We start from the raw sequence: 25,847 nt of genomic DNA on the forward strand, positions 1-25,847 counted from the left end.
CGCCTACCGCCGCCAGCCCGACCGCCGCCCGGTCGAACTCGACGACGGGACCGTCTACGTCCGCGCGGCCGGCCTCGACGCCGACGAGGCGGCCGACGTGGTGCGCGCGTTCACCCCCGAGGGCGGTCGGCCCGAGCCGTTGCGAGTCGCCCGGCTGGCCGCCCGCGCGGCCGACGAACGGTTCGTGGGCGGCGACGGGAGTGACGGCGACGACGCCGGAGACTGACCTGCCCATCGCAGAGACCGACCCGATTATGGTCGTGCCGGACGAGCCGTGAGTCATGAGCGAGGGCGAGATGGACGGGCTGGCGGTGGTCGCCTGCGAGCGCTGCCCCGACCTGGTCGAGTGTCGCAACCGCATCGTCAACGGGGTGGGCCCGGCCGACGCGGATCTGTTGTTCGTCGGCGAGGCGCCGGGCCAACACGAGGACGAGGGCGGCGAACCGTTCGTCGGCCGCTCCGGTGACGTGCTCGACGACGGTCTGCGCGACGCCGGACTCGACCGCGGCGACGTGCGCATCACCAACTGCGTCCGCTGTCGCCCGCCCGACAACCGCGACCCGACGGGCTCGGAACTCGCGAACTGCCGCGAGTATCTGGAGACCGAGATCGACCGCGTCGACCCCGAAGTCGTCGTGACGCTGGGGAAAGTGCCCGCCGAGCACCTGCTGGAGCGGGACGTCGCCGTCACCGGCGAGGCCGGCGACGTCGTGGAGGCAGCGATCGGCGGCGAGCGGCGGCGAGTCCTCGTCTGCGTCCACCCCGCGGCGACGCTGTACGACCCCTCCCAGCGCGACACCTTTTCGTCGACGCTGGAGCGGGCGGCGGAGTTCACCGACGAGTCCAGCGGCCAATCGCGGATCGGCGACTTCTGAGACGGGTCCGCTCGCGGGCCCGCTTCGGCCGGTTCGGTCGCATCGGTGGGACTATCGGCGGTCCGTCCGGACTGGCCGATAGGATGTCACTCGACGAGCGGGCGGCGACGGCGAGACGGGCGGCCCAAGCGGGCGCGGGGGTCGCGGCGGACCTGTTCCGGGAGGAACTGGCCGTCGAGCGCAAGGACGGCAAGACCGACCTCGTGACGCGGGCCGACCGCGAGGCCGAGGCGGCGGTGCTCGACGGGATCGAAGCGGCGTTCCCGGGCGAGCCGGTCGTCGCCGAGGAGACGGCGAGCGGCGCCGCGGTCCCCGATTCGGGGCCGGCGTGGATCGTCGACCCCATCGACGGGACGAACAACTTCGTCCACGGGATCCCCGTGTGGGCGACCGCCGTCGCCGCGGTCGTCGACGGCGAGGCCGTCGGCGCCGCGGTCGTCCTGCCGGCGCTCGGGGACACCTACGTCGCCGACGGGTCCGGTGCGCGCCTGAACGACGAATCGATCGCCGTGAGCCCGCGGGACGACCCCGACACGCAGTCGGTCGCACCGACGTTCTGGTGGGGGCTCGACCGCCGCGCGGAGTACGGGGCGGCCGCGACCGAGATCGTCGAACGCTTCGGCGACCTCGTCAGGTTCCGCTCGGCGCAGGCGACGCTGTCGATGGTCGCCGCCGGGTCGCTCGACGCCACGTTCACCAACCGCGAGACCAACGCCTGGGACACCGTCGCCGGCGCGTTCCTCGTCCGGCAGGCCGGCGGTCGCGTCACCGATCTCGCCGGCGAGCCCTGGCGTCACGACAGCCGCGGCCTCGTCGCCTCCAGCGGCCACAACCACGACTCGGTGGTCGACGCCGCCCGCGCGGTCGACGGCCACCGACCGGAGTGAGCGCCGCGCCCGACCGCAGTGACCGCGCGACCTCGCGGCGAGGGCGGCGCGGTGGCGCTCGCGCCGAAGCTTGCGCCGACGGAAAGCGACTTGACCGGGGTCGCCGTATCGGCGGGTATGAACACGCGAGCGACTGCGGCCGAGGTCGTCGTGGTCGACTACGGGCTGGGGAACCTCCGCAGCGTCACGCGCGGGCTCGAACGCGCGGGCGCCGCCGTCGAACTCAGCGACGACCCCGGCGACTTCGCCGGCGCCGACGGGATCGTCCTCCCGGGCGTCGGCGCCTTCTCCGAGGGCATGGACAACGCCGGCCCCTTCCGCGACGCGCTGGTCGAGCGGGCCGAGGCGGGCACGCCCCTGTTCGGTATCTGTCTCGGCATGCAGATGCTGCTCACCACCAGCGAGGAGGCCGAGCGCGAGGGCCAGGGCGACGTTGAAGGGCTCGACCTGGTTCCGGGCCGCAACGTCCGCTTCCGCGGCGACCTGAAGGTGCCCCACATGGGCTGGAACGAACTCGACGCGGCCCGCGACCACCCGATCGTCGACGGGGTCGACGGCGACTACGCCTACTTCGTCCACTCCTACTACGCCGAACCGGACGACGCCGAGGCCGTCGTCGCCACCACGGACTACGGGACCGACTTCGCCTCCATCGTCGCGAACGAGCGGGGCAACGTCTTCGGCACGCAGTTCCACCCCGAGAAGTCCGGCGAGACCGGCCTGCGTATCCTGCGGAACTTCGTCGATATCTGCGTCGACGGGCTCTGAAGCGCACGTCCGGGCCCTTCCGACGCCGCTCGCGGCGGTGGCTACTTACCCTCGGCCGTCGTTGCCGTCCACTATGTCCGCAGTGGTGGTGGGTCTCGCCGAGGCGTTGCTCCAGGTGAACGTCGACATCGACCTCAACCCGGTCGCGAACGTCGTCCAGGGCGCCGTCGGCTCCTTTCTGACGACGCTGGTCGTCGGTGCCATCCTCACCGCCGTCGCCCCAGAGTTCCTCGAAGACCGGATGGCCGCGGTCGTCGACGACCCCGTCGGATCGTTCGTCTACGGCTTCCTCGTCCTGATATTCCTCGCGCTCGCCGTCCTCGTCCTCGTGATCACTATCCTCGGCATCCTCGTCGCGATCCCGCTGGTCCTTCTGGCCTACGTCGTCTGGGCTATCGGCGCGGCGGTCGCGTTCCTCGCCATCGCCGAGCGGTTCGTCGACCGCGAGGGCGACGACTGGGGGACGGCGCTCCTCGTCGCCGCCGCCCTCAACGGCGGGCTCGTCCTCACCGGCGTCGGTGGCGTTCTCTCGTTCTGTATCGGCGCCGCCGGATTCGGTGCCGTCCTCGAAGACCGGCTCTGAGCTTATTCACCCGGATATTCGGCAGTTTCCCCGATCCCTAACGAGTAAGGTATTCCTACCATTGATAACTGGCGACTACGTTTTGGTATGTACGAGATAGAGGCCGACCCGCGAACGAACCGACTGCACCTGAGTTTCACCGGCCGGATGGACCGCGAGGAGATGGAGACGGCGGCCGACGAGACGGTCGAGGCGGCCGAGCACCTGCGTGACGGGTTCGACATCATCAACGACCTCTCGGGTTTCACCCCGCCGTCGCCCGAGGCCGCCAAGCCCATCAAGCGCGCCCAGGGCGAGCTGAAGGAGAAAGGCGTCGACCGCGTCGTCCGCGTCACCGACGAGGAGACGAGCGAGGTCGTCGTCAACGCCTTCGAGCGACGGTCCCGGGACGTGGGGTACAGCGGCGAGACCGCCGACTCCGTCGCCGAGGCCGACCGCAAACTCGACGAGAAAGAGGTCGCCGGCTACGCGAGCGCCTGATCGCTGTCGCCGCCCTGCGACTCGCCAGTCGGCTCTCGCTTTTCAGCGTCCGGCACGGTGACCGTCGCCCGCGTCCCGTCGCGGGTGTCGAACGATAGGTCGCCGCCCAGCGCCGTCGCGCCCCAGTCGGCCAGCCACAGTCCCAGTCCCGACCCGTGTTCGAGCGCCGACTCCGCGCCCGCCGTCAGCACGTCGAGTTCGTGGTCGGGTACGCCCGGTCCGTCGTCGGTGACGGTGATCGCTACCGCATCGTCCCGGCGCTCGGCAGACAGCGTCACCGTCGGCGCCTCGCCGGCGTGCTCCAGCGCGTTCTCCAGCAGCGTCCCGACGACGACCTGCAGGACCGCCGGGTCCGCGGTGACGGTCACGTCCGCCGCTTCGACGGTCACGGTCGCCGCGCCTCCGTCGGCCGCGGCGCCGTCGCTCGTCCCGTCGAGTCGCTCCGTTCGCACGGCCGCCAGCAGCTCGGCCACGTCGACCCGGTCGGCACGCGGGTCGCTATCGAGAACGCGCTCGACGGTCCGGGCCTTCTCCCCGAGCGCGACCAGCTCCGTCGCCTTCGACTCGGCGCGGTCGAGCATCCCGCGGACCTCGGGGTCGTCGACCTCCCGCGCGGCGGCCTCGGTGAACCCCTGAACGACGGTCATGTCGTTGCGGAGGTTGTGTCGCAGGACCCGGTTGAGCACGCCGAGGCGCTGCTCGCGCCGACGCTCTTCGGTCACGTCCTGGAAGACGACGGTGTAGCCGACGTGGGTCCCACCGGCGTCGGACAGCGGCGTCGTCGTCACTGTGAAGATCCGCCGCCGCCCGCCCGACTGCACCGTCACGGTGTCCGCCTCGGTCGGGTCGTCGCCGCCCTCGCCGAGCAACGTCGACAGCGGCCGGGTGAGCGCGGCCGTCTTCTCGACACCGAAGGCCGTCTCCGCGGCCCCGTTGAGCGTGACCACCCGCCGCTGCTCGTCGACGATGACCACCGGCGCGCCCAGGTCGTCGATGGCCGCTCGCTCGCCCACCCGCCGCGTCGCCGGGTGGAACTCGAACATGTCGCTGCCGACGAACGCGTAGGCGTCCAGCGCCACGTGCGGGAGGAAGGCGACGGTGACGAAGTTGACTTCGGGCACCGGCCCGACGCCGTAGAGCCAGGCCAGCACCGCCGCGACCGGCGGGAACGTCGACAGCCCCACCGCGACCGCCTCCCGCCGATACAGCGGGCCGTAGCTGACGACCGTGTCGAACAGCAGGAGACTTCCCACGGTGATCAGCAGGACGCCGGCGGTCGCCGCCAGCAGCGCCCACAGCCGCATGTCGTAGGTCGCGCCCGCGACGCCGAGCGCTTCGACCACCGTGAAGTCCGTCCAGGCGAGCCCGTGGAGCGGATTCGTCGCCCCGATCAGCCCGACGAGTATCGGGAACGCGGCGAACCCCCACCGGGCCCGGTCGACGACGCCCCCGCGCCCGGTGTACGCCAGCGCGAACGCCAGGAAGTAGACGCCGGTGCCCGCCATCGCCCCCCACGAGACCACCTCCAGCGCCCACCGCACCGGCTCGGCGAACGTCAGCAGTGCGGCCCCGTACGCCGCGCTCCAGGTCGCCTGGGCGCCCAGACTCGCCAGGAACCAGTCCGCGCCCGGTTTGCCGCGGTATCGCCGGAGATACCGAACCAGCAGCAGCGTCCCCGCCGCCGCCGCGAACGAGGCCGCCACCGGCCACGGCAGGAGTGCCATGGGTACTACAGCGAGTACAGTTACTTCGGGATTTGGGTCCGACCCGTCTCGTTCGTCCCAGTCAGTATTGTAACCGCGCTTTCCCCGGCGGAGGCCCCCACAGCCGCGTTCGCGCGCCGAGGACACCCCACCGGAGGGAGCGACGGGTCAGTACGTTCGATGCGACGCCGACCCGACGGCGATCCGGACGAGGGTGTTGTCCGACCAGTCGTCGGGGTCGGCGCCGTAGCGCTCGTTGATCCGCCGGTTCGCCCGCTCGGTCACGGCGGCGTCTTCGACGACCGTCGCCGTCCCGCGGACGGTGACCGTCCACTCGGGGTGGCCCGCGTCGCTCTCCTGGATCGAGAGCGCGACGCGGGGGTTCTCGCGGACGTTGGCGAGCTTCCGGCCGGTGGTCATCACCTCGATCACGGGCCGGTCGTCGCCGTCGGCCGGTTCGTAGCGGAACCAGACCGGCGCGGCGTGGGGCCGGCCGTCGGCGCAGGTCGCGAGGTGGGCCGCGACGGGGGCGCCGGTCAACAGCGTTTCGACCTCGTCGGGGACTGGCTGGGCCATATCGGCGGTTGAGCCGCCAGCCGGAAGTAGGTTGTTCGCCGGGTGGCCGTCGGCTCACAGCCCGAGGCCGACAAGCGCGTACAGCGCGAGCAGGACCATCGGGACGGCGGCGGCGACGTACACCGGCTTGCTCCAGCCCAGGACCTTCCGGCCGTCCAGCGGGCCGTAGGGGATCATGTTGAACCCCGCGAGCAGGAGATTGATGCTGAGGCCGCGTTGGCCGACCAGGCCGAGCAGGCCGGGACCGAACAGGAACAGCGGCAGGAAGACGGCGGCGAGCCCGACGTTCGTGACCGGGCCGGCCAGCGCGATGAGGCCGTTCTCGCGGGCCGTGATCCGGCCGCGGTGGACGACGGCGCCGGGCGCGGCGAACAGGAAGCCCGCTAGCGCCGACATCACGGCGAGAAAGAGCATGCCGTAGTCGGCCTGAAACGCGGCGACCTGTCCGAAGCGGACGGCGACGACCTTGTGGGCGAGTTCGTGCAGGAGGAACGCGACGCCGACGCTCGCCAGGGAGACGCCGAGCGCGATCGCGATCGTCGACGACGCGACGGTTCCGCGGGCGACCGCGTCGACGAGCGACCGGTCGATGAACAGCATGAACGCGACGCCCAGCGCCAGCCACGCGATCCCCAGATCCCGGAGTTCGCGCCGGCTGAAGCTGATGCCGTGCCAGCCGCGGCCGCTCCCCGGTCGGCGGCGACCGCCGGGGCCGCCGCGGCCACCCTGTCCGGGCCGACCGCCGCCCGCGGGGCCGCTCACGACACGACACCCCAGACGATCTGCCACCCGTTGCGCGCGCCGTCGAGCAGCAGGCCCGGGATGGCGTCGACGCCGCCGATCGGCGCCGACAGCATCGGCAGGACGAGCGGGAAGACGACGAGGCTCGCGATCATGCTCCCGACGTTGGTCAGGCCGGCGACGAGGATCAGTCGGAACAGCGGGACCTGGCGCATCCGCGCGAAGATCTCGCTCACCGGCGCCGTCTCGTCGTCCATGATCTCGTTGAGCCGGGCGATGTCGGAGACGTTCACGTCGACGTATCGCAACTCGACGTAGCCGGCGAACCAGCCGGGCGCCAGCAGCGGGTTGACGCTGGTCAGCCAGGCGACGCCGCCGCCGACGACCGCGCTCGGCCAGGTCGCGCCGGCCACCTTGGCCAGCCCGCCCGCGAGGACGGCGTTGATGACGAACCACGCGACGAACAGCTCGACCAGCCACGCGTTGCTCGCCCCGCCCAGCGCCAGCAGCGCGAAGAAGACGAGGAAGCCGACCGTCAGCAGGTAGCCGACCGCCTTGTAGAGATACCCCGTGAGACTCGACCCGGAGGTCTCGCCGACCAGCGACTCCATCGGCGGCAGGCTCTCCGGGTCGGCGAGGTATCGTTCGATCCCCTCGCGGTGGCCGGCGCCGACGACCGCAACGACGCTGTAGCCCGCCTCCCGCAGCGCCACGAGTCGGTGAGCGATGAAGGCGTCGCGCTCGTCGATGAGCGCCTCGGCCGCTCCCGGTGCGAACCGGCGGAACTCCTCCATCATCGCCGTCACCACGTCAGCGTCGGTCAGCTCGTCGATGTCGATCTCCTCGAGGTCCTCCTCCTCGGGGAGGAACAGCCCGAGGACGGCGCCGCCGAGCGCGCCGAGGGTCGCGCCGGCCAGCGCGCCGCCGAGGACGCCCGTCCCGGCCTGGAGGACGAACCCGCCCAGCCCGGTCAGTCGGTCGCTCGACAGCGAGAGGGGGCCGAGCGCGAGCCCGCCGCTCGCGGCGATCGCGACGCCCGCCGCGGAGCCGACGACGACGCCGACCGCGGCGCGCGTGTACGTGGTGTTGGGGACCGGCAGGGGGTCGAGCCACTCGGCCAGCCACGGTTCGAGCAGGCTCCAGAGGACGACGCCGCCGATAACGCCGCCGACGAGGCCGCCAGCGAGCGCGACGGTGTCGGGACCCAGCGCGGCGACGAAATCGGCGCTCGCGAACCCGAGCGACCCCGCGGCGACCATCGCGAGGGAGAAGCCGGCGAACAGGCCGAACGCGAGGCCGAGGCCGGCACCGACGGCGACGGGCGACCCGACTGCGAGGGTGAGGTTGCCGAGCATCGATATCTTGCGCAGCGGGCTGAGTCTGGCCCAGAACCGCTGGACGGTCAGCTGGATGTCGCGGTCGACGAGCGCGACGCCGAGGCCGTGTTTCTCGGCGGAATCGACGGCGGCCAGCATGTCGGCGCCGGGGTCGACGCCGAGTTTCTTGCCCATGCGGGTCTGGACGTAGGATAGCATCCAGTAGGCGAGAAACTGGAAGACGGTGTTGCCCCGGAGCATGTCGCCGGGGTCGATGTCGTCGGGCGTCTCGCCTTTCAACTGGCGGAATCGCCCTTCGTCGAGTTCGACGGCGACCACGTCCGGCTTCCGTTCGGCGATGGTCTCCTCGACGTCCTGAACGCTCTGCTCGGAGACGTGTGCGGTGCCGAGGACGTGAACCTCCCCCTCGCCGCGCTCGCGGGAAGGCGGGAGCGACAGCTCCCCGTCGACCCCGATGTCGTCACCGGCGGGCTCGGTCATTCGTCAGCGTTACACGGCCGTCCGGTTTACCGTTGTCGGGACGCGGGCGACGGGTTCGGCCGCGCGGGGTATCGCCACCGACCCGCCCGACTCATCCGGATCCGAACCCGTGTGGGCCCGCCTCCCGAGAACCACGCCCGGAGACCGGATCGACTCGGTCCGTGAGAACAATCAGAGATATATCCAGTTTCGGAGGTCGTTCCGGCGGATCGAAACGGTGGCTATCAGTTGGGAAAATTTGCCGCCAACCTCTATATACCGGTATCGGAGTCTCGTGAGTATGAACCTGAAGATCAAGCTGGTCGTTCTCTTTCTCGTCATCTCGCTGGTGCCGCTGACGGCCGTGGGGGCGGTCGCGACCACCAGCATGGGCGATCTGAACCAGCACGCTCAGGAGCAGAGCGGGGAGTACCTCCGCGCGGAGATCACGAATCAACTGAACACGACCGTCGACGCGCGACAGGACGGTATCCAGTCGGAGATCGACAAGCGCGGGGTCGACGTGCGGTCGGCGGCGGCCTCGGCGCCGGTGCAGAACTATCTCGCCGCCGGCGAAGGCGAGATGGACCTGATCCAGCGGATGGGCCAGGAGCAGGTCGGCCACGTCGCCCTCCAGATGCACACGGGGATCGAGAGCGTCCGCCAGTCGGTGCTCGCGGCCGAGTACGACGGCCGTTCGTGGCGGGCGCTGTCGGCCTCGGAGAAGCGCGCGGTCGAACGCCGGGTCGAAGCGCGGATCGCCGGGACGGCCGGCGACGGCCTCGCCGAGAACGGAACGATGTACGAAACCTTCCAGCCGGGGTACGTCGGCGACACCGGCTACGCCTACATCACCGACCTGGAGTCGAACGTCGTCGTCCACCACAGCCTCGAGGAGGGCCACAACCTCAAGGAGGACTCCGGCGGGACGCTGCGGGTGTTCGACGATATCAAAGAGCGCATCCAGTCGTCGCCGCGCATCGAAGGGGGCGAGCGCTGGGGCGTCGCCGAGTACGACTGGGAGGACACCACCCAGGAGGGCAACCCCGTCGAGACGAAGTTCATCTCCTACACCTACTACGAGCCGTTCGACTGGGTCCTCGCACCGAGCGTCTACCACTACGAACTCCAGAAGACGGCGCAGACCGACGCGAAACAGCGGGCGGCGTCCTCGTTCCGACGGCGCGCCCAGACCCAGACGATGAGCGTCGGCGGGACGGAGTCGCCGGCGTTCGAGTCGCTCACGTTCGTCGACGCCGACGGCGAGACGCAGATCCGGGTCCAGCGCCGTGACGACGAGGTCGTCACCCGACTGGGCACGCGAGTGTCGCGCGCCGACGCGACGTGGTTCCAGCGGGCGACGTCGCTGCCGGCCGGCGAGACCTACTACGGCGAGGTCCGGACCACCGACGACGGCGCCCGACTGCCCGTCGCGGCGCCCGTCTACTACAACGGCACCGTCCGCGGCGTCGTCGCGGCGCAGTTCAACTACTCGCTGATCACCGAGACGACCAGCGCCGTCACCGTCGGCGACAGGGGCTCCCTCTACGTCCTCGACGACGAGGGCCGGATCGTGAGCCACTCGAATCGCTCGCTCGTGGCCGCGGGAACGAACGCCGCCGACGGCGAGTACGGCGCCGAACTCGGCGATATCGTCACCGAACGGATGCTCGCCGGCGAGTCCGGGATGGCGACCCACACCCGGTCCGTCGACGGTGCGAACGCCACTCGCTACGTCCAGTTCGCGCCGCTCCGCCTTGGCGACCGGCAGTTCACGCTCGTGGCGACGGTCCCCGCGTCGGACGTGAACGAACCGATCGCGGCGCTCGGTGCCACCCTCCAGCAGCGGAGCGCCGACGCCCGCACCCTCATGCTCGGCCTGTTCCTCCTCGCGGCGGTCGTCGTCAGCGGCGCCGGCTACGGCGCGGCCCGCTACATCTCCCGACCGATCGTTCGGGTCAAAGAGCGGGCCACCGCGCTCTCGAACGGTCGGTTCGACGACGAGGGCGACACCGGTGGCGACGCCGCCGACCGCGACGACGAGATCGGCGAGATGGTCGCCGCCTTCGACGAGATGCGGGCCAACATGGACCGACAGGTCGAACAGATCGAGGCCGTCGGCGAGCGCCTCCGGGCCGGCGACATCGACGACGACGTCGAGACCGACCTCCCCGGGAAGTTCGGGGAGATCATGACCGCGCTCGAGGACGGAATGGGGCAGTTGCAGACGAGCTTCGACGAGATCGACCGCGCGAGCGCCAACGTCCGCGCCGGCCAGCTCGACCAGGATCTGGACACCGACCTGCCCGGCGACTACGGCGCCGTGATGGGCGAACTCGACGACGGGCTCGGACAGCTCTCGGAGAGTTTCGACCAGCTGGAGGCGGTCAGCGCCGACCTGCGAGACGGCCGGCTCGACCAGGACCTCGATACCGACCTGCCCGGCGACTACGGCGCCGTGATGGCGAACATCGACGAGGGGCTCGACGCGGTCGACGAGAGCGTCGCGCGAGTCCAGGAGATCGCCGAGTCGGTCCGGGCGGCCAGCGAGGAGGTGGCCGGGAGCACGGACGAGATCGAGTCCGCCAGCGGGGACGTGGCCGACTCGGTCCAGGAGATATCCAGCGGGGCCGACCGCCAGGCGGAGAACCTGGAGGAGGCCGCCGGCGAGATGAACGACCTCTCTGCGACCGTCGAGGAGATCGCCTCCTCGTCGGCGGACGTGGCCGAGACCGCCCGCCGCGCCGCCGAGCGAGCCGACGCCGGCCGCGAGCAGGCCGCAGACGCCTCTACGGAGATCGCCGAGATCGAGACCGAGAGCGACCGGGCCGCCGACCAGATCGCGGCGCTCGACGAGGAGATGGACGAGATCGGCGAGATCGTCGCCATGATCGACGACATCGCCGAGCAGACGAACATGCTGGCGCTGAACGCGAGCATCGAGGCGGCCAACGCCGGCGAGGCGGGCGCGGGCTTCGCGGTCGTCGCCGACGAGATCAAGGGCCTGGCCGACGAGGTGACCACCGCGACCGAGCGCGTCGAACAGCGCATCGGCGAGGTCCAGGGGACGACCGGCGACGCCGTCGCGGACATAGAGCGGATGCGCGACCGCGTCGAGTCCGGCGTCGACACCATCGAGGACGCGATGGGGCAGTTCGACGACGTCGCCGACGCCGTCGAGGACGCCGAAGCCGGCGTCCGGGAGATCAGCGACGCCACCGACGACCAGGCCGCCTCCACCGAGGAGGTCGTCGCGATGGTCGACGAGGTCAGCACCGTCAGCGAGGAGACGGCCGCCGAGGCGAGCAACGTCTCCGCCGCGGCCGAGGAACAGGCCGCCTCGGTCAACAGCGTCGCGGCCAACGTCGACGAGATGGCCGCCCTCGCCGCCGACCTGCAGTCCCTCGTCGACGAGTTCGACGTGTCCGCCGCGGGGGCGAGCGACGGCCCCGCCCTCGACGCTCCCGGTGGTGACTCGTCCGGCGGCCGGCCGGACGCAGTGGGCGACGACGACTGAGCGACCGACGGGGCGACCCGCGGTGGCCGAGCGGTCGCCGGTCTGGCAGAGCGGCCGCTGGCGAGGCGAACGAACGGCGAAAACTGTGGAGCGCGGACGGGTGGTTAGTCGCTCTGGATGCGCGGCGCGAGCATGAACGTGACCTGGCCCTCGCCCTCGGCGATGTCGAAGTGCATCTTGACGGGGAACTCCTCGCCGAGTTCCATCCGCACCTCGGCGTCCTTCGGGATGGCCTTGTTCATGTCCTTCAGATAGTCCAGCGAGAACAGCGAGTGGGCCGTGCCGGCGGTCAGGTCGATGAGGTCGTCGCGAGTGAGTTCGAGGTGGACGTCGTCGGTGTCTCCCTCCGCGTCGACGTAGAAGTACTCGTCGGCCTCGTTCACGCCGAGCGCGATGTGGTCGCTCACCATGTCCGCGGCGGTGACGGCGCGGTCGATGTCCCGGCCCTCGATGACGATCTCGGCGGCCAGATCGAGGTCGGGCAGATCCGGTTCCTGGCGGATGGAGTCGGGGTCGATGAGCGCCAGCGTGTACTCCAGGCCGTCGATAGCGATGTGGAGCTTGCGGGTCTCCTCGTCGAGTTCGAGGTGGACGAGCTGGTCGGCGTCGGCCATGCCGGCGATGTCCTCCAGCCGCGAGAGGTTGACGCCGATGACGCCGCCGTCGGTCTCGTAGGACTCGAAGGCCGAGGCCGACAGTTCGAGGTCGACCATACCGACGTTAGCGGGGTCGACCGCCCGGATCTCCAGGCCCTCCTCTTCGAGGTGGATCTTGCACTCGTCCACCAGCACGCTCACGGAGTCGAGTGTCGTCCGGAGCGTGTCCGCGCTCACGATAGCGTTGAACATCTTGCCCGCGGCTACGCCCCCATCCGTTAAAAAGTCCCTTCTTTACCCGCGAGCCCGCGCGTGGCCGCGTGACGCGGTTTCAGCGGGTCCGGCCGGCCGCCGCGATGCCTGCGAATGCGCGCACGTCGATTAGACGACTCACCGACGAACCCCGACTATGGAGCGAGACCGGAACCACGCCGACGAGTCGGCGGACGGTACGCCCGGTGAGGCGGCGGTCACGCGTCGGTCCGTCCTCGCGAAGAGCGCCGCGACACTGGGGGCCGGAGCGGTCGCCGCCGGCGGTTTCGTCGGCACCAGCGACGTCGCGGCGGCCCAGGTCACCGAGGCCGGGGCGATTCCGGAGCCGACGAAATGGACCGACGGCACCAACTTCGCCGGGTTCATGGTCCACGTCGGCGGGTCGCTCTCCCCCGAACAGGAACGAGTCGCGGCGGACTGCGAGCTGGTCGGCAGCGACACGTGGCCGCCCGACGAGATGCTCGCCTACGACGCACAGCTCATCAACCGCAAAGACGACAGCACCGAGCAAGCCGAGACCACGCTGTACATCGGCGAGACGGCGGACGTGACCGCCGGCAAACTCTACATCGTCAACCGATTCAATCGCTGTGACAGCGATTTTCTCGGCGTCAGTCTCGAACAGATCGGTCTCTCCGAGGTGAACGTCGACGTTGAGACGACGGAGCCCGGCGAGGGCGGGTCCGGCGCCTTCGGCCCCGGGTTCGGCCCGCTCGCGACGGTGGCCGGCCTCCTCGGCGGCGGGGCGCTCCTCAATCGTCGCGACCGCGAGGAGTGACGGTCCCCCGCATTCCCCGATGGTCCCGCTTCGAACCCGACGACTCCACTCCGTCCCAGACCGGCCCGTCCGGGGCCCGAACGCACGTACCTTTATGTACCGAGCCGCCGGAAGTGTCGGATCGGATGAAGAAGATCCTCGCATCAGTCGGCATCGGGAACGCGACCGTCGACACCGTCCTGGCGAACGAGACCGTCCGGCCGGGCGACTCGGTCGACGCCGTCGTGGAAGTCGAAGGCGGCGACGCCGAACAGACCGTCGACCGGATCGAACTGGAAGTCGAGACCCGCTACCGCGGCGAGGAGGGCTACGAGGATGCGACCGTCGACCGCCTCCACCTCACCGACGGATTCACCGTCGAGCCCGACGAGTCGACGAGCTACGAGACGACGCTCGATATCCCCTACGCGACGCCGCTGACCATGGGGGACGCGTCGGTGTGGGTCGACACCGACCTGGAGGTGTCGATGGCCGTCGACCCCGAGGACAAGGATCGGCTGGAAGTCCGACCCACCGATCGGATGCAGACCGTCTTCGACGCCGCCGAGGACCTGGGCCTGTCCTTCCGGACCGCCGACTGCGAAGCAGACCCCTACGCCCGCTACACCGACCGCCGGTTCGTCCAGGAGTTCGAGTTCCGTGCCTCCGGCGGCCCCTTCCGCGGCGACCTGGACGAACTCGAACTCGTCTTCGATCCGTCACCGGAGGCGTTGACCGTCTACGCCGAGGTCGACCGCCGCGCGGGCCTGCTCAGCGAACTCGCCGACGCCGACGAGCGCAAGACGAGCTTCGCCCTCCCCGAGGTCGACGCCGACGCCGCCCGCTCGCAGCTCGAAAGTACGATCGACCGACTGGTCTGAGTCGGGAGTCGCCGTCGCTCATCTCGTCCGGTCGTCCGCGGGACCGCCCTCCACTGTCCCACCGTTCGCGGACCCACCGTCCGCGAAACCGGCGGCGGACCCNCCATCAGAGATGTGTATAAGAGACAGGTCCACGCCGAACAGCCGCGCCACGGGTTCGAACCGGCCGACGGCGGCGAACAGCCGGTTGGCGACCGCCGGGAAGTGGGGCTGGTCGGGGCCGTAGACGGGACCGAACCGCGGGACCACGACGGTCGGGTCGAGGTCGGCGATGGCGGCCTCGGCGCGCCGGCGCGCCGTGAGGTACGCCTCGCGGACCAGCGGCGGTTTCGTCGACGAGGAGACGTAGACCACCCGGTCGACGCCCGCCCGCTCGGCCTCCAGCGCCGCCACGAGCGCGGAGTCGCCGTTGATCCGCTCGAAAGTCACGCCCGCCGTCGGGGCCTCGTCGATGGTCCCGACCGAGTGGACCAGGCGGTCGGCGGTCGCGAGGCGGTCGCGCCACTCGTGGGGCGCGAACACGTCGGCCGCGACCCACTCGACGGCGCCCGTCCACGATTCGCGGTGTTCGGGAGCGGGCGGGCCACTGCGCGCGACGCTCGTCACGTCGTGGCCGTCGGCGACCGCGCGTTCGCAGACTCGACGTCCGATGAAACCGTTGCCGCCGGTGACCAGGAGATGCACGTCGGAGCGCAGGCCTCCACGGTCATAAGCGCCACCCGGTGCGGTCGCTCACCGCCTCGTCAGGTCCGCTCGGCCGGCGTCGAACAGCGCAGACAGAGGATATCGTCGCCGGCCCAGTTCACGTCCGCGGAGCCACAGGCCGGACACTCGTGGTTCGCGTTGCCGTACTCGGTGGTCCCGCGGGGAGCGGCGAGGTGGCCGTCGGCGACCGCTCGCTCGACGAGCCCGACGAAGCGCTGGCGCTTGTATTCGGCCCTGTGGGCGAGGAAGTCGCCGGCCGCGCTCGGGTCCGCGCCGTGCAAGTCCTCCCAGTCGACGGCGATCTCGCCGTTGGCCCCGCCGCGAGCGACCTGTTTGATCGGGTCCGCCGCCGCCTGGAACAGCGGCGTCGTCCCCCAGTACTGCGCGTCGTCGACGGCGTCGTCGGCCTCGCGGTAGGCCGTCGCGGCCTCGTCGTAGGCGTCGCTCGCGCCGTCGAGACCGCCGGCGACGCGATAGTCCGCGACGAACTCCAGCAGGCAGGCCCGCTGGACTGGGTGGTCGAGCGCGGTCCGCAGGTCGCGGGCGACGGCGACGCCCTCGACCGCGCGATGGGTGGCTCGATCCGGGCGGTCGGCGACGCGGTAGGCCACTGCGGCGACGACGAGGTACTGGAGTCCCTGGCCGACCCACCCCTTCTCGTCGGCCGCGAACGGGTCCAGATCCGGCCGCGGGTCGGCGAGCACTCGCCGGCCCGCTCTGGTGTACTCGTCGCCCGCTCGCTCGTACTCGCGGGCCGCAAGCGCCGCGACCGCCGCGTCGACGTGGCCGCCGTCCTGTGTCGGCATACCCCGGCCAGGGACGGGACCGACTCCAACCTTCGTATTCTCGGCCGCCTTACTACATCGCCTTGACCCAGCCGGGAACGGTCGCCATGCCGTCCTTGTCCGCCCAGCCGTGGTCGTGGAGGTACCCCTCCAGATCGTCGAACGCGAAGCCGAACTGCGCTTCGAGCGCTTCGATGTCGGCGCTGTAGCCGACCTCGTTGAACCACTCGCACATGACGGTGAACTCCTCGCCGAAGCTCTCGTAGGCGTCCTCGATCGGGACGTGGACGGCTTCTACGTCGACGCCGGTCACGTCGGAGAGCACGTCGGCAGTCTCTTCGAGCGTCTTCGAGTCGCCCGCGAGGTCGATCGACTCGCCGACGAACGCCTCGGGACGTTCGAGGGCGACGGCGGCGGCGTGTCCGATGTCGTCGTTGCTCACCATCTGGAGGGAGACGCCCTCCGCCAGCGGGAGCGCGAGCTGCCCGTCGTCGACGATGTCCTCGGCGAACGCCTCGAGGTTCTCGAAGAAGAAGACGGGCTTCAAGATCGTCCAGTCCAGGTCCGTCCCGCGGAGGAACTCGTCGATCTCGCCCGCCGAGTCGAAGTGCGGGACGCCCGTCTCCTCGTCGTGGCTGCCGACGCCGGAGAAGACGAAGTGGTCGACGCCCTCCTCGTCGGCGACGGTGGCGATGTTCTCGCCCTGCTCGACCTGCTGGTCGTAGCCCACGGCCCAGAAGTTCGTCATCGCGAACACCGCGTCGGCGTCACCGACGGGCCCGCGCAGCGACTCGGTGTCGTTCAGGTCGCCCTCGACCACCGTCACGCCGCGGTCTTCGAGCGCCGCCGCCGCATCGCTGCTCGCGTCGCGGGTGAGTCCCCGCACGTCGAACGCCGCCTCGCTCGCCAGCAGGTGGTCGACGACCGCGCCGCCCTGATTGCCTGTCGCTCCGGTCACCAGTACGCTCGTGGATTCGTCACTCATTGGCTCGTATATCGGTAGGGCGAGCGCACTCATAAGTTTCAGGCGTCGTACATGATACCGGCTGACATCGATGCCACCGGGACAGCGCACGGCGGCCGGGAACGGCTCGCATCCGCCGACGCCCCGCTCCGAGCCAGTTATCCGTCTCGGTGGGGTATGCAGGGACAACTGACTATGTCCGGGAAAGACGACTACTACAACAGGGCGAAACAGCAGGGCTACCGCGCCCGCTCGGCGTACAAACTCAAACAGCTAGACGAGACGGCCGGGCTGTTCGGACCGGGGAACACGGTCGTCGACCTCGGCGCCGCCCCCGGCGGGTGGCTCCAGGTCGCCGCCGAAGAGGTGAGCGACCGGGGGACGGTCGTCGGCGTCGACCGCCAGCGCATCGACCCGCTGGAGGACCACGACAGCGTCGAACTCGTCCGCGGCGACCTCACCGAGGCGTCGACCATCGACGAGGTCGTCGAGCGCGTCGGCGCCGACACCGGCGAGCGCCCGGTCGACGTGGTCATCTCGGACATGGCACCGAACATGACCGGCGACTACGACCTGGACCACGCCCGCTCGGTCCACCTCGCCCGCCAGGCCTTCGAGGTCGCCGACCGCGTCCTCGATTCGGGCGGCGACCTGGCCGTCAAGGTGTTCGACGGGAAAGATCTGGACGACCTGGAGGCCGACATCGAAGAACAGTTCGAGTACGTCCGGCAGGTCCGCCCCGAGGCCTCCCGGGACTCCTCGTCGGAGCTGTATCTGGTCGCCAAGAACTACCTGACGGCGCCGGTTCGTGAGGGCGACCGTGTCGAGGTCGAGATCGTCGATATCGGCAGCGAGGGCGACGGGATCGCCAAAGTCGACGGGTTCACGCTGTTCGTCTCCGGCGTCGAGGAGGGCGACACGCTGGAAGTCCGCGTCGGCGACGTGAAGCCGAACTTCGGGTTCGCCCAGCCGGCCGAGTAGGCCGCCGTTTGTCCCGCGGTCACTCCGCTTGCTCGTCGGGGATGATGTAGGCCTTCAGCTCGTCGGCGGTCACGTCGTGGCCCTGCCGGCCGAAGAAGGCGGCGACGTTCTCGCAGTCCCTGTCGAGGAACTCCTCGGCGTTGGGGTGGTGGACCGTCACGGCCTGGCCCAGGTCGATGACGTAGATGTGGTCGCCGTGGACGATCAGGTTGTACTCCGAGAGGTCGCCGTGGACGAGCCCGGCGTCGTGCAGCCGTCGCATGTACTCGCGGACCACCTCGTAGGCGGTTTCGGGGTTCTCCAGGTTCACCTCGGAGAGACGCTTGCCCCGCCCCTCCTCGGTGCCCAGGTACTCCATGACGAGGACGTTGCGCTCGACGGCGATGGGTTCGGGGACGAGCACGCCGGCCGTGCGGGCGCGTTTGAGGTTGGCGAACTCCTTGCGGACCCACGCGAGGACGACCTTCTTCTTGTCCGAGCCGATGCCCCGGAAGCGCGGGTCGCCGTCGAGGTAGCCGCGCATGTCGGTGAAATCGGAGGCGTTGATGCGGTAGACCTTGACGGCGACCTCGGTGTCCTCGTCGCCCAGGGCGGTGTAGACGTTGGCCTCCTTGCCGGTGGAAATGGGGCCCCCGAAGGCGACGATGTAGTCGTCCTGAACGAGCTTGTAGAGGGCGGCGTAGGTGGCGTCGTCGAACACCGAGGCCTCGACTTTGAACTGCTCGGTGTTCTTGATTCGCTTGCGGAACTCGCTGAACTCCCGGTCGCGCTGGCGGGCAATCGTGTCGGCTTCGGTGTCCTCGACGTCGATCTCTTCGAACTCGTCACCGGGCGCGTCGGCCTCGTCGGTGTCGAGCAGGCGGTACTCCGGCATGGTCAGCGGCGCCACCCGGCGCGCGAGGAGAAGATAGCCGGTGCGCGCCCGGCGGTGGTGTGGTCCTCCATGCTACTCCTGGATGTGCCCCTCCTCGCGCAACTGGTCGGCCTGTTGTTTCTCGTAGCGCCACGTGATGTCGCCCTTCTCGTCCTGCCAGTCCCACGGCTCGACGAGCACCACGTCGTCCTCGCGGATCCAGATGCGTTTCTGCATCTTGCCGGGGATGCGCGCGGTGCGGTTGGTCCCGTCCATGCAGCGTACCGCTACCCGGTTGGCCCCGAGCATCTCCGTGACGACGGCGAACACCTCGTCGTCGTCCGGCATCCGCAGGTCGGTTCGACCCTCGTTGTCGCTCATACCCGACCGTTGACTCGGGAGACGTTTTAACTTTTGCAGAATCGGGATCGGCCTGCGCGCTGGCTCTCGTCGGCCCGCCGCCGGCAGCGGCGCCGATCCGTCGGCCGCTCGACTCATCCGGCGACCAGATACACCGCGGCGTAAGCGACGACCGCGAGGCTGACGGCCGCGAGGGCGGTCACGCCGGCCCGCCAGGTCCGAAGCCGGTCGAGCGACGGCGGCGCGACGCCGACGAACCCGACGGCGAGCACGCTGAAGACGAACTGATACGACACCTCCAGCGTGGGCGCGGGGAGCGCGAGCGCGGCCCCCGCGTAGGCGACGCCCAGCACCGCCCGGCGGTCGACGTGCGCGGCCGGGCGCTTCCCGGTGACCCGGAAGTAGGCGGCCAGCGCCAGCCAGACCGTCGCGAGTTCGACCCCGAACGCGCCGAGCAGGTGCAGCGTCGGATCCGCCGAGAGGACGACTCGTTCGGCGATCAGCGTCAGGTCGAACGGGTACAACAGCGCGGGCGGCTCCCCGGTGAGCAGGTCGCCGAAGGGGTGGGTGAACAGGCCGACGAACGCCGCGCTCGCCAGGACTCGCGGCGACACGTCCCGACGACGGGCGAGTTCGACGAGTCCGCCCGCGCAGACGACGAACACCGCCGTCACCGCTCCGGCCAGTCCGCCGCTGACGGCGACCACGACCGGGACGAGCGCCGCGAACGCCGCGGCACCGGTCGCGCGCGCGACCGATTCGGACCGCCCGACGAGCCAGGCCGCGGCGGTGACGACCGCGGCGACGGGAAGCGCGTGTGTGACCCCGCGGTGGACGCGGTTGCCGGCGTCCCAGAACGACTCGACGGGAATAGGCCCCGCTCCCGCCGCGGGCGCGACCAAGCCTGACAGGCCGTAGACCACGTCCACGTCGGGGAGCGTAGCGAACAGTCCCGCGAGAACGGCCACCTGCAGTGAGCGCTCCCGTGACCACCCCAGTCGGTCGGCCCCGACGGCGGCGATGGCGAACGCGAGACAGGCGTGGCCGACGAACATCACGCTCGCTTCGCTACGCGGAGAGATAAGTGTCTCGCGGGATCCGATAGCACACTTCGCCGAGAATCACGGCACCGTCCGTCGAGCGTGCGATTACTCCCCGTCGAGTCCGAACACCGACCGGATCTCGGTCTCGATCTCCTCGACGTACCGCTCCAGGATCGTCTCGACCTTCTCGTCGTCGGCGACGACGACACCGGACAACCGGTCGGTGGGGTCGTCGGGGAGGTCGATCCGGAACTCGCCATCGCCTTCGTAGAACGGTTCGCTCTCGGCGAGGATCCGCTGGTCGATAGCGTGGATCAACTCCGAGTCGTAGCGGTCGTTCATCGTCTCGAAGGCGCCCTTGTACGCGCGCTGAAGTTCGGTGAAGTAGTTCGCGTACTTGTCCTCGAACTTCTCGGGGTCGAACTCGGCCATTGGCCCAAGACAGGGCCACCGCCGACAAAAGTCGTCCGTCTCGGCCGTCCCGCGACCGCCCGGCCGCACTCTGGCGCCGGTCACTCCTCGTCGCCGATCCCGAAGTCGACGTCCTCGACCGGTATCCGCGTGCGGTTCTCCGGGAACGCGAGCAGGAACAGCCCGCTCCCGACGATACCGGCGAAGACGATTCCCCCCGCCACCGTCGCGACCACCGTCGTCGGCATCGATCCCCCGTTCGACACGGCGACCGCTACCACGACCCCCAGCAACACCAGCGTCACCATCACCCCGAAGACGAACCCAGCCCCGAACAGTAGCTTTCCGTCGTCTGTCAGCGGTTGCGCCGGTTTCGTAGCCATACGTGGCCCACGTTACTGCCTCTCGCATATATATCTGCCACCCGTCGCCGCCGCTCCCCGCCCCCGGTAGTCGTATCCCGCTGCGGTCGCCGTTCGATATATCGGTATGAAGTTTATCGAACGATCGGCGCCGCGCCGCTGCTCGTGGATTTCGACCGAGTACAGCCTCCTCTAGCGGGATCTGGGCTCGTCCGCGAGCGTCACTGCGTGGTCGGCAGGTACAGCATGGCGTAGGCCATGAACAGGAACCCGCTGATAGCGAATCCGACCAGATATGCGACCGGGCCGAGCGACGCGACTGCGCTCACCACTGGGCCGACGGCCGCGGTCGGGTTCGAGGCGGTGACCGATGGGCCGACGACGAGCACCAGGGCTACGGCGACGAGCACCAGGTCGAACGCGTCGCGCTCCGCGACAGCCATCGACCGGAGACTCGGTAGCCGCCCTCATAGACCTCACGACCCGACGCCCCATTCCGCGCACCGTCCGTGCTACCGGAAACCACCCGCTGTTATATACCGCGGTGTTTTAGGCATGCCTAAAATGATTGGACGAACGCTCACGGATATCAGGGCCGAGCTGGAGGGGCTCGCCGAGCCGTCGGGGGAGTACTACGTGCAGTGTGGGCGGACGGGCGAGCGACCGGTTCCCGTCGACGGCCGGCGGTTCCCGGACCGCGAGACGGCGGTGCAGGCGGTACGAGTGGCCCACGCCTACCGGGCGACCCTCCGGCGGTACGACCCGCGCGCGCCGTGGTACGATTTCGTGGTCTGTGAGAGCGACGCGGGCCCCTCAGACCGTGCATGGTCGTTCCCGCCGACCGCGGCGAGCGAGTCCCCCTCCCAACGCGCGCTGGTGGCGTACTGTCACGACCTGGCCGGAGCGGTGTTCGAGGCGCTGTCGGCGAGCGACCACGCCGGCGTCGAGCGCGCGGTGATGGACGAGTACCTCGCGGCCGCCGAGCGAACGCCCGACCGCGACCGCCTCTGTCTCCAGTTGCTCGCGACGATGGCGACCGAGTTGCAGTCGCGGCTCCCCGAACCGGCCCGCGCGGACGCCCTCCAGCGCGCCAGCGCGCACCTTCCCGCCACCGAAGGGAGCGCTCGCCCCGTCCGCGCCGCGCTCGCGCACCTCCGGTCGGTCGGACTGATCGGCGGCTTCGCCCTCGTCGACGGCCACTGGGACCGGCCCCGAGCGGTGACCGTCCGGGGCTACGAACTCCAGCCCCGCGAGGGGCGCCTCCCGACGCTCCCGCTCTCGGCCGAGACGGTCCGCCGCACGGCAGGCTCCCCACGGGTCGCCGCGACCGCCACCCCCGTTGACGACGGCTGGCGGATCTCCCTCTCCGCCGCCGGCCCGACCGCCGGCTCGCTCGACACCGCGACGCCGGTCGACGGCTAAGCGCCGACGGCGGCGATCTCCGGCCGTTCGCCCCTTTTCGTCGCTACCCTCTCCACTCGCCGGCCGTCGACCGATCCGCGGCGATAAACCGCATTCGGCTATATCGAACCGGCGCAGCCGCGCCGTGCCGGTCGCTCTGGACCGGTCGGATCGGCGGCGAAAACGGACTCGCGAGTCAGCCGGTCTGGTCGGCGACGATGTCGTCGGCGGCGTCGACGAACGCCTGCTCTGTGCCGGCGGGGACGGTCGCGCCGGCGGCGATGTCGTGGCCGCCGCCGTCGCCGCCGACCGACCGGGAGGCCTCGCCCATCACCGCCGACAGGTCCAGGCCCTCGCGGACGAGCGTCCCGGTCCCGCGGGCCGACACCTTCGTCTCCTCCTCGTTCTTCCGGGCGAGCGCGACGATGGGTTTGCTCGCCGAGACGCCGTCGGTTCCCAGCGCCATCCCGGCGACGATCCCGACGATCGTCTCGCGGATCGCGTCGCCGGCGTCGAACCACTGGAGGTGGTCCTCGTGTGTGACCCCCTCCCGACGGACGTACTCCAGCCCCTCCGAGAGGTTCCGCCGGTGGTTCGAGAGGAGCGTCTGCGCGCGGTCCAGCGCCCCCTCGCGGTTCCCCAGACACACGCCGAGACCAACGTCCGCTCGCTCGTAGCGCGCGGTCGCGTTCAGCAACGTCGAGAACTCGCTGGCGTCGCGCAGCTCCGTTCCCCGCGGCTCGTCGACGAGTTCGTAGGTCGTCCCGACGAGCGTGTTGATCTTCTTCGCGGGGACCCCGCGCTGGACGGCGTGTTTCACCAGCGCGCTCGCGACCGTCTGCCGTTCGCCGTCGCTCAGGTCGACCCACGTCCGCCACTCGCCCGCTTCCTTGAGGTCCACGTCCAGCCCCTCCAGAAAGCGGACCGAACCGGCTTCGTCGCCCGAGACGCCCGGGATCTGCACCTCCGTCGCGTACTCGAACAGCTTCGGCAGCGGCCGGGTCTGCTTGCCGTACAGCGACAGGTCCGTCCCCTCCGCCAGCACCCCGGCCTCGACGCCCTCCTCGACGATCCCTCGGTTGGCCCCGACGAGTTCGCCGCCGACCGCCTGCATGTCGCCGACGGCCCCGACGACCGCCAGCGCCGCCAGGTCGCGGTTGCCCGTCGACTGACCGCCCCGCTCTTCGAGCGCGCGGGCGAGGACGTACGCCGCACCCGCGCCCGACAGTTCCGACGCCCCGTCGATGCCCTCCAGCAGCGGGTTGAGGTGAAACTCCGTCTCCGCGTCGGCGGGCTGGTGGTGGTCGGCGATCACGGGGTCGAAGTCGCCCGCCCGCTCGTGGGCGGCGATGGCGTCGAGTTGCCCGCTCCCGAAGTCCGTGAACAGCACGGTGTCGTACTCCCGAGCCGCGATCGTCGCGATTTCGGTCTCGTCGAGCTGTTTCTTGAACACCGTCTCGAAGGCCAGGCCGGCCCGCTCCAGTGCCGTCGACGCCACGGCCGCGCTCGTCAGCCCGTCCGCGTCGATGTGCGACGCCAGCAGCACCGCGTCGCTCTCCAGCAGTCTGTCGGCGCAGGCGCTCGCTCGTCCCGCCAGGTCGGGAACCGGCCCGGTCGTGCTCATCGAGCGTTTCTTATCGCGGCTTCGGGTTTAAGCGTCCGGGTGTTCGACCGATGTCCGCCGCGCGTCGGACGTGGGGCTGACGAGCGCGTGAGGCCGGCGTTCGGGCGTGAGACGCTGCGCTCCCCGCCGCACCGAACCTGTTTAGTTCGGGTATCTCCAACCGTCGGTATCGTGAACGCGGTCGACCGTTGGGAGGCCGCGCTCGCCGACCGGGGCGAACTCAGCCCCGAAGTCGTCGACCGGCTTCTCGACCTCCACGGCGAGCGCGGGGCCCGCGCTATCGATGCGGTCGCCGAGCGACGCGTCAAGGAGTACCGCGATTTCACCGTCGTCGTCGGCTTCGACGAGGAGTACGTCATCGAGGACGACTCCTGTGACTGCAAGGACGCCGAGTACAACCTCAACGACGACGACCCCGAGGAGCTGTGCTGGCACGCCATCGCCGTCCGCATCGCCCGCGCCGTCGACGCCCTCGACCACCACGACATGTGGTACTCCGAAGTTCGGGAGTTTCTCTAACCATCTTTTTCCCGCCCGGGGTTCCTCGCGCGCCGGAGGCGCGCTGTGGGGACCCCGGGCGGCAAAAACATGGGTGAAAAAGCCGGAATCTCGCTCCGCTCGATTCCGGGGAACCGGCTCGCTCCGCTCGCCGGACGTTCGACCGCTTCCGCCACCGCCACCGCTCCGCCACCGCTCCGCCACTGCCCCGCTTCACCACCGCATCCGCTCCGCCACCGCCCCGCTCCGCCACGGTTACCACACCGCTCCACGCCCGACCGCCCCCGAAACTCTTGGATCGCCGGTTCATTGGGGCCGCTATGCAGACGCCCGTCGATTTCGTCGTCGACCTCGCGGCCGAGACGGTGGACGAACTCGGGGCCGCGCTCACCGAGGCGGTCCCGCGGCTGGTCATGGCGATCGTCTTCGTCTCGCTCGCCTACCTCGCGATCACGGTCGTCCTGTCGGTCGTTCGGCGGTTCTTCACCGGAGTCTATCCGGCCGACCAGGACCTGATCGCCCAGCTGTGGGTGACCATCGTCGGCGTCTTCCTCTGGTTCGGCGCCGCGCTCGTCCTCCTGAACATCCTCGGACTGGGCGCTATCGCGGCGAGTCTCGGGACGGCGACCGGCTTCCTCGCACTGGGCGTCTCCTACGCGCTGTCGAGCATGATCGAGGACGCCGTCGCCGGCATCTACCTCCTGCGGGACCCCGATTTCAACCCCGGCGACCGCGTGACCACCCAGTCGATGACCGGGACCGTGCGGGCGATCGAACTCCGCAAGAGCCGCTTCGAACTCGACGACGGCGAGACGGTCGTCCTCGCGAACCGCGACGTGGAGAAGCGCTGGACGAAAGAGAGCGACAGCGCGTAGCTACGACGGGTCGAGCCGGTAGCGGACGGTCGGCTGGCCCTCGAAGGTCGGGCCGGACCCGGTCCGCTCGAAGCCGGCGTCCTCGGCGGTGTCGCGCGTGGCGCCCTCGTCCTCCGGGACGAGCAACTCGACGGCCATCCCTTCCGAGTCGGCGAAGCGGATCGGTTCCCCGAGCAGGCGGTCGCGCACGCCGTCTGTGCCTTCGAGCTGCGTGACGTGGACCGTCTCCTCGCGCGCGTCGTAGCTGACGAACCCCTCGATGGTCTCGCCGTCGGTCGCGACGCGGACGGTCCGGTCGTGGACGAGGTTGCGCATCACGTCCTGTGGCGACCCCGTGAGTTCCGCCAGCCGCTCCGCGTCCGCCTCGACTGCGTCCCGGATGTCCATGTCCGCCACCATGCCCCCTGCGCCATTAAATCCACGCCCGGGAGCGAGCGGGATCTCTCGGAGAGCGGGGACGTCACCGTCCGACATCCTCCGCGACAGCACGGAAACACCGGCCGCGACCGCGGACAGCCTGAAATCCCCGGTGCCGTCCGGTGTCCGGTCGTC

The 25,847-nt window shown here is 70.2% G+C and carries 29 protein-coding genes; 13 read left to right on the forward strand and 16 right to left on the reverse strand.

What is annotated here, in order from left to right; genetic code table 11:
* From C475_RS02765 to C475_RS02790, 6 genes are all read left to right on the forward strand, one after another.
* Positions 1 to 226 (forward strand): endonuclease dU (locus C475_RS02765; RefSeq protein WP_006882237.1); only part of this gene is annotated, 226 nt, incomplete at its 5' end.
* A 55-nt stretch (positions 227 to 281) separates the two neighbouring features.
* Positions 282 to 875 carry a uracil-DNA glycosylase gene (locus C475_RS02770; RefSeq protein ID WP_006882238.1) on the forward strand — a complete coding sequence of 198 codons (594 nt, stop codon included), beginning with the start codon at positions 282 to 284 and terminating at the stop codon, positions 873 to 875.
* An 83-nt stretch (positions 876 to 958) separates the two neighbouring features.
* A complete protein-coding gene (locus C475_RS02775; protein ID WP_006882239.1) occupies positions 959 to 1,762 on the forward strand; it encodes an inositol monophosphatase family protein in 804 nt (267 codons plus the stop codon).
* A gap of 117 nt (positions 1,763 to 1,879) precedes the next feature.
* The gene (gene hisH, locus C475_RS02780; RefSeq protein ID WP_006882240.1) at positions 1,880 to 2,530 is read left to right on the forward strand and encodes an imidazole glycerol phosphate synthase subunit HisH; all 651 of its coding nucleotides are present in this window, start codon (positions 1,880 to 1,882) and stop codon (positions 2,528 to 2,530) included.
* Positions 2,531 to 2,603: 73 nt separating this feature from the next.
* Entirely contained in the window at positions 2,604 to 3,113 is a 510-nt protein-coding gene (locus tag C475_RS02785; RefSeq protein WP_049929953.1) for a hypothetical protein, read from the forward strand.
* Positions 3,114 to 3,200: 87 nt separating this feature from the next.
* Positions 3,201 to 3,593, forward strand: a complete 393-nt coding sequence (locus tag C475_RS02790; protein WP_006882242.1) for a hypothetical protein — start codon at positions 3,201 to 3,203, stop codon at positions 3,591 to 3,593.
* Here C475_RS02790 and C475_RS02795 read toward each other — a convergent pair.
* From C475_RS02795 to C475_RS02810, 4 genes are all read right to left on the reverse strand, one after another.
* Entirely contained in the window at positions 3,578 to 5,317 is a 1,740-nt protein-coding gene (locus C475_RS02795; RefSeq protein ID WP_006882243.1) for a histidine kinase N-terminal 7TM domain-containing protein, read from the reverse strand. The genes C475_RS02790 and C475_RS02795 overlap by 16 nt on opposite strands.
* A 147-nt stretch (positions 5,318 to 5,464) precedes the next feature.
* Positions 5,465 to 5,872 carry a pyridoxamine 5'-phosphate oxidase family protein gene (locus C475_RS02800; protein WP_006882244.1) on the reverse strand — a complete coding sequence of 136 codons (408 nt, stop codon included), beginning with the start codon at positions 5,870 to 5,872 and terminating at the stop codon, positions 5,465 to 5,467.
* 54 nt (positions 5,873 to 5,926) lie between these two features.
* Positions 5,927 to 6,538, reverse strand: coding sequence for a zinc metalloprotease (locus C475_RS02805; RefSeq protein WP_049930014.1), 612 nt, complete (start codon positions 6,536 to 6,538; stop codon positions 5,927 to 5,929).
* A gap of 92 nt (positions 6,539 to 6,630) precedes the next feature.
* A complete protein-coding gene (locus C475_RS02810; RefSeq protein WP_006882246.1) occupies positions 6,631 to 8,430 on the reverse strand; it encodes a TraB/GumN family protein in 1,800 nt (599 codons plus the stop codon).
* A gap of 280 nt (positions 8,431 to 8,710) precedes the next feature.
* On the opposite strand from C475_RS02810, the gene C475_RS02815 reads away from it, so the two are divergent.
* Complete coding sequence (locus tag C475_RS02815) at positions 8,711 to 11,926, forward strand: methyl-accepting chemotaxis protein (protein ID WP_006882247.1); 3,216 nt, start codon at positions 8,711 to 8,713, stop codon at positions 11,924 to 11,926.
* Between the two features lie 104 nt (positions 11,927 to 12,030).
* Here the strand turns inward: C475_RS02815 and C475_RS02820 are convergent, their stop codons facing one another.
* Positions 12,031 to 12,774, reverse strand: coding sequence for a DNA polymerase sliding clamp (locus C475_RS02820; RefSeq protein ID WP_006882248.1), 744 nt, complete (start codon positions 12,772 to 12,774; stop codon positions 12,031 to 12,033).
* Positions 12,775 to 12,931: 157 nt separating this feature from the next.
* Between C475_RS02820 and C475_RS02825 the strand changes: the two genes are divergently transcribed.
* A complete protein-coding gene (locus C475_RS02825) occupies positions 12,932 to 13,573 on the forward strand; it encodes a hypothetical protein (RefSeq protein ID WP_006882249.1) in 642 nt (213 codons plus the stop codon).
* 125 nt (positions 13,574 to 13,698) lie between these two features.
* Positions 13,699 to 14,433 (forward strand): sporulation protein, encoded by a 735-nt coding sequence (locus tag C475_RS02830; RefSeq protein ID WP_006882250.1) that lies wholly within the window; start codon positions 13,699 to 13,701, stop codon positions 14,431 to 14,433.
* A gap of 18 nt (positions 14,434 to 14,451) precedes the next feature.
* Here the strand turns inward: C475_RS02830 and C475_RS02835 are convergent, their stop codons facing one another.
* Genes C475_RS02835 through C475_RS02845 form a run of 3 tightly spaced genes read right to left on the reverse strand, consistent with a single transcriptional unit; the run spans position 14,452 to position 16,908 of the window.
* Positions 14,452 to 15,117 carry an NAD-dependent epimerase/dehydratase family protein gene (locus C475_RS02835; RefSeq protein WP_006882251.1) on the reverse strand — a complete coding sequence of 222 codons (666 nt, stop codon included), beginning with the start codon at positions 15,115 to 15,117 and terminating at the stop codon, positions 14,452 to 14,454.
* Between the two features lie 59 nt (positions 15,118 to 15,176).
* A complete protein-coding gene (locus C475_RS02840) occupies positions 15,177 to 15,944 on the reverse strand; it encodes a hypothetical protein (protein WP_006882252.1) in 768 nt (255 codons plus the stop codon).
* A 52-nt stretch (positions 15,945 to 15,996) separates the two neighbouring features.
* Positions 15,997 to 16,908, reverse strand: a complete 912-nt coding sequence (locus tag C475_RS02845) for an NmrA/HSCARG family protein (protein WP_006882253.1) — start codon at positions 16,906 to 16,908, stop codon at positions 15,997 to 15,999.
* Positions 16,909 to 17,082: 174 nt separating this feature from the next.
* Here C475_RS02845 and C475_RS02850 point away from each other — a divergent pair, with 174 nt between their 5' ends.
* On the forward strand, positions 17,083 to 17,868 hold the full coding sequence (locus C475_RS02850; protein ID WP_006882254.1) for a 23S rRNA (uridine(2552)-2'-O)-methyltransferase: 786 nt from the start codon (positions 17,083 to 17,085) through the stop codon (positions 17,866 to 17,868).
* A 19-nt stretch (positions 17,869 to 17,887) separates the two neighbouring features.
* Here the strand turns inward: C475_RS02850 and rio1 are convergent, their stop codons facing one another.
* From rio1 to C475_RS02880, 6 genes are all read right to left on the reverse strand, one after another.
* Positions 17,888 to 18,742 carry a serine/threonine-protein kinase Rio1 gene (rio1, locus tag C475_RS02855; protein WP_049929957.1) on the reverse strand — a complete coding sequence of 285 codons (855 nt, stop codon included), beginning with the start codon at positions 18,740 to 18,742 and terminating at the stop codon, positions 17,888 to 17,890.
* Positions 18,743 to 18,814: 72 nt separating this feature from the next.
* Positions 18,815 to 19,102 carry a translation initiation factor eIF-1A gene (eif1A, locus tag C475_RS02860; protein WP_006882256.1) on the reverse strand — a complete coding sequence of 96 codons (288 nt, stop codon included), beginning with the start codon at positions 19,100 to 19,102 and terminating at the stop codon, positions 18,815 to 18,817.
* Between the two features lie 113 nt (positions 19,103 to 19,215).
* Complete coding sequence (locus C475_RS02865) at positions 19,216 to 20,136, reverse strand: metal-dependent hydrolase (RefSeq protein WP_006882257.1); 921 nt, start codon at positions 20,134 to 20,136, stop codon at positions 19,216 to 19,218.
* Positions 20,137 to 20,229: 93 nt separating this feature from the next.
* Entirely contained in the window at positions 20,230 to 20,556 is a 327-nt protein-coding gene (locus C475_RS02870; RefSeq protein WP_006882258.1) for a DUF5783 family protein, read from the reverse strand.
* Between the two features lie 80 nt (positions 20,557 to 20,636).
* On the reverse strand, positions 20,637 to 20,918 hold the full coding sequence (locus tag C475_RS02875) for a hypothetical protein (protein WP_006882259.1): 282 nt from the start codon (positions 20,916 to 20,918) through the stop codon (positions 20,637 to 20,639).
* 200 nt (positions 20,919 to 21,118) lie between these two features.
* Positions 21,119 to 21,340 carry a hypothetical protein gene (locus C475_RS02880; protein WP_006882260.1) on the reverse strand — a complete coding sequence of 74 codons (222 nt, stop codon included), beginning with the start codon at positions 21,338 to 21,340 and terminating at the stop codon, positions 21,119 to 21,121.
* Between the two features lie 121 nt (positions 21,341 to 21,461).
* On the opposite strand from C475_RS02880, the gene C475_RS02885 reads away from it, so the two are divergent.
* Positions 21,462 to 22,319 carry a DUF7551 domain-containing protein gene (locus tag C475_RS02885; RefSeq protein WP_006882261.1) on the forward strand — a complete coding sequence of 286 codons (858 nt, stop codon included), beginning with the start codon at positions 21,462 to 21,464 and terminating at the stop codon, positions 22,317 to 22,319.
* A gap of 175 nt (positions 22,320 to 22,494) precedes the next feature.
* On the opposite strand, the gene C475_RS02890 is transcribed toward C475_RS02885, so the two are convergent.
* A complete protein-coding gene (locus C475_RS02890; protein WP_006882262.1) occupies positions 22,495 to 23,922 on the reverse strand; it encodes a single-stranded-DNA-specific exonuclease RecJ in 1,428 nt (475 codons plus the stop codon).
* A 171-nt stretch (positions 23,923 to 24,093) separates the two neighbouring features.
* Here C475_RS02890 and C475_RS02895 point away from each other — a divergent pair, with 171 nt between their 5' ends.
* Complete coding sequence (locus C475_RS02895) at positions 24,094 to 24,441, forward strand: hypothetical protein (protein WP_006882263.1); 348 nt, start codon at positions 24,094 to 24,096, stop codon at positions 24,439 to 24,441.
* A 299-nt stretch (positions 24,442 to 24,740) separates the two neighbouring features.
* A complete protein-coding gene (locus tag C475_RS02900; RefSeq protein ID WP_006882264.1) occupies positions 24,741 to 25,295 on the forward strand; it encodes a mechanosensitive ion channel domain-containing protein in 555 nt (184 codons plus the stop codon).
* Here the strand turns inward: C475_RS02900 and C475_RS02905 are convergent, their stop codons facing one another.
* Positions 25,296 to 25,682 carry a hypothetical protein gene (locus tag C475_RS02905; protein WP_049929960.1) on the reverse strand — a complete coding sequence of 129 codons (387 nt, stop codon included), beginning with the start codon at positions 25,680 to 25,682 and terminating at the stop codon, positions 25,296 to 25,298.
* Positions 25,683 to 25,847: the final 165 nt, after the last annotated feature.

The sequence above is a fragment of the Halosimplex carlsbadense 2-9-1 genome (assembly GCF_000337455.1).
Taxonomy (GTDB): domain Archaea; phylum Halobacteriota; class Halobacteria; order Halobacteriales; family Haloarculaceae; genus Halosimplex; species Halosimplex carlsbadense.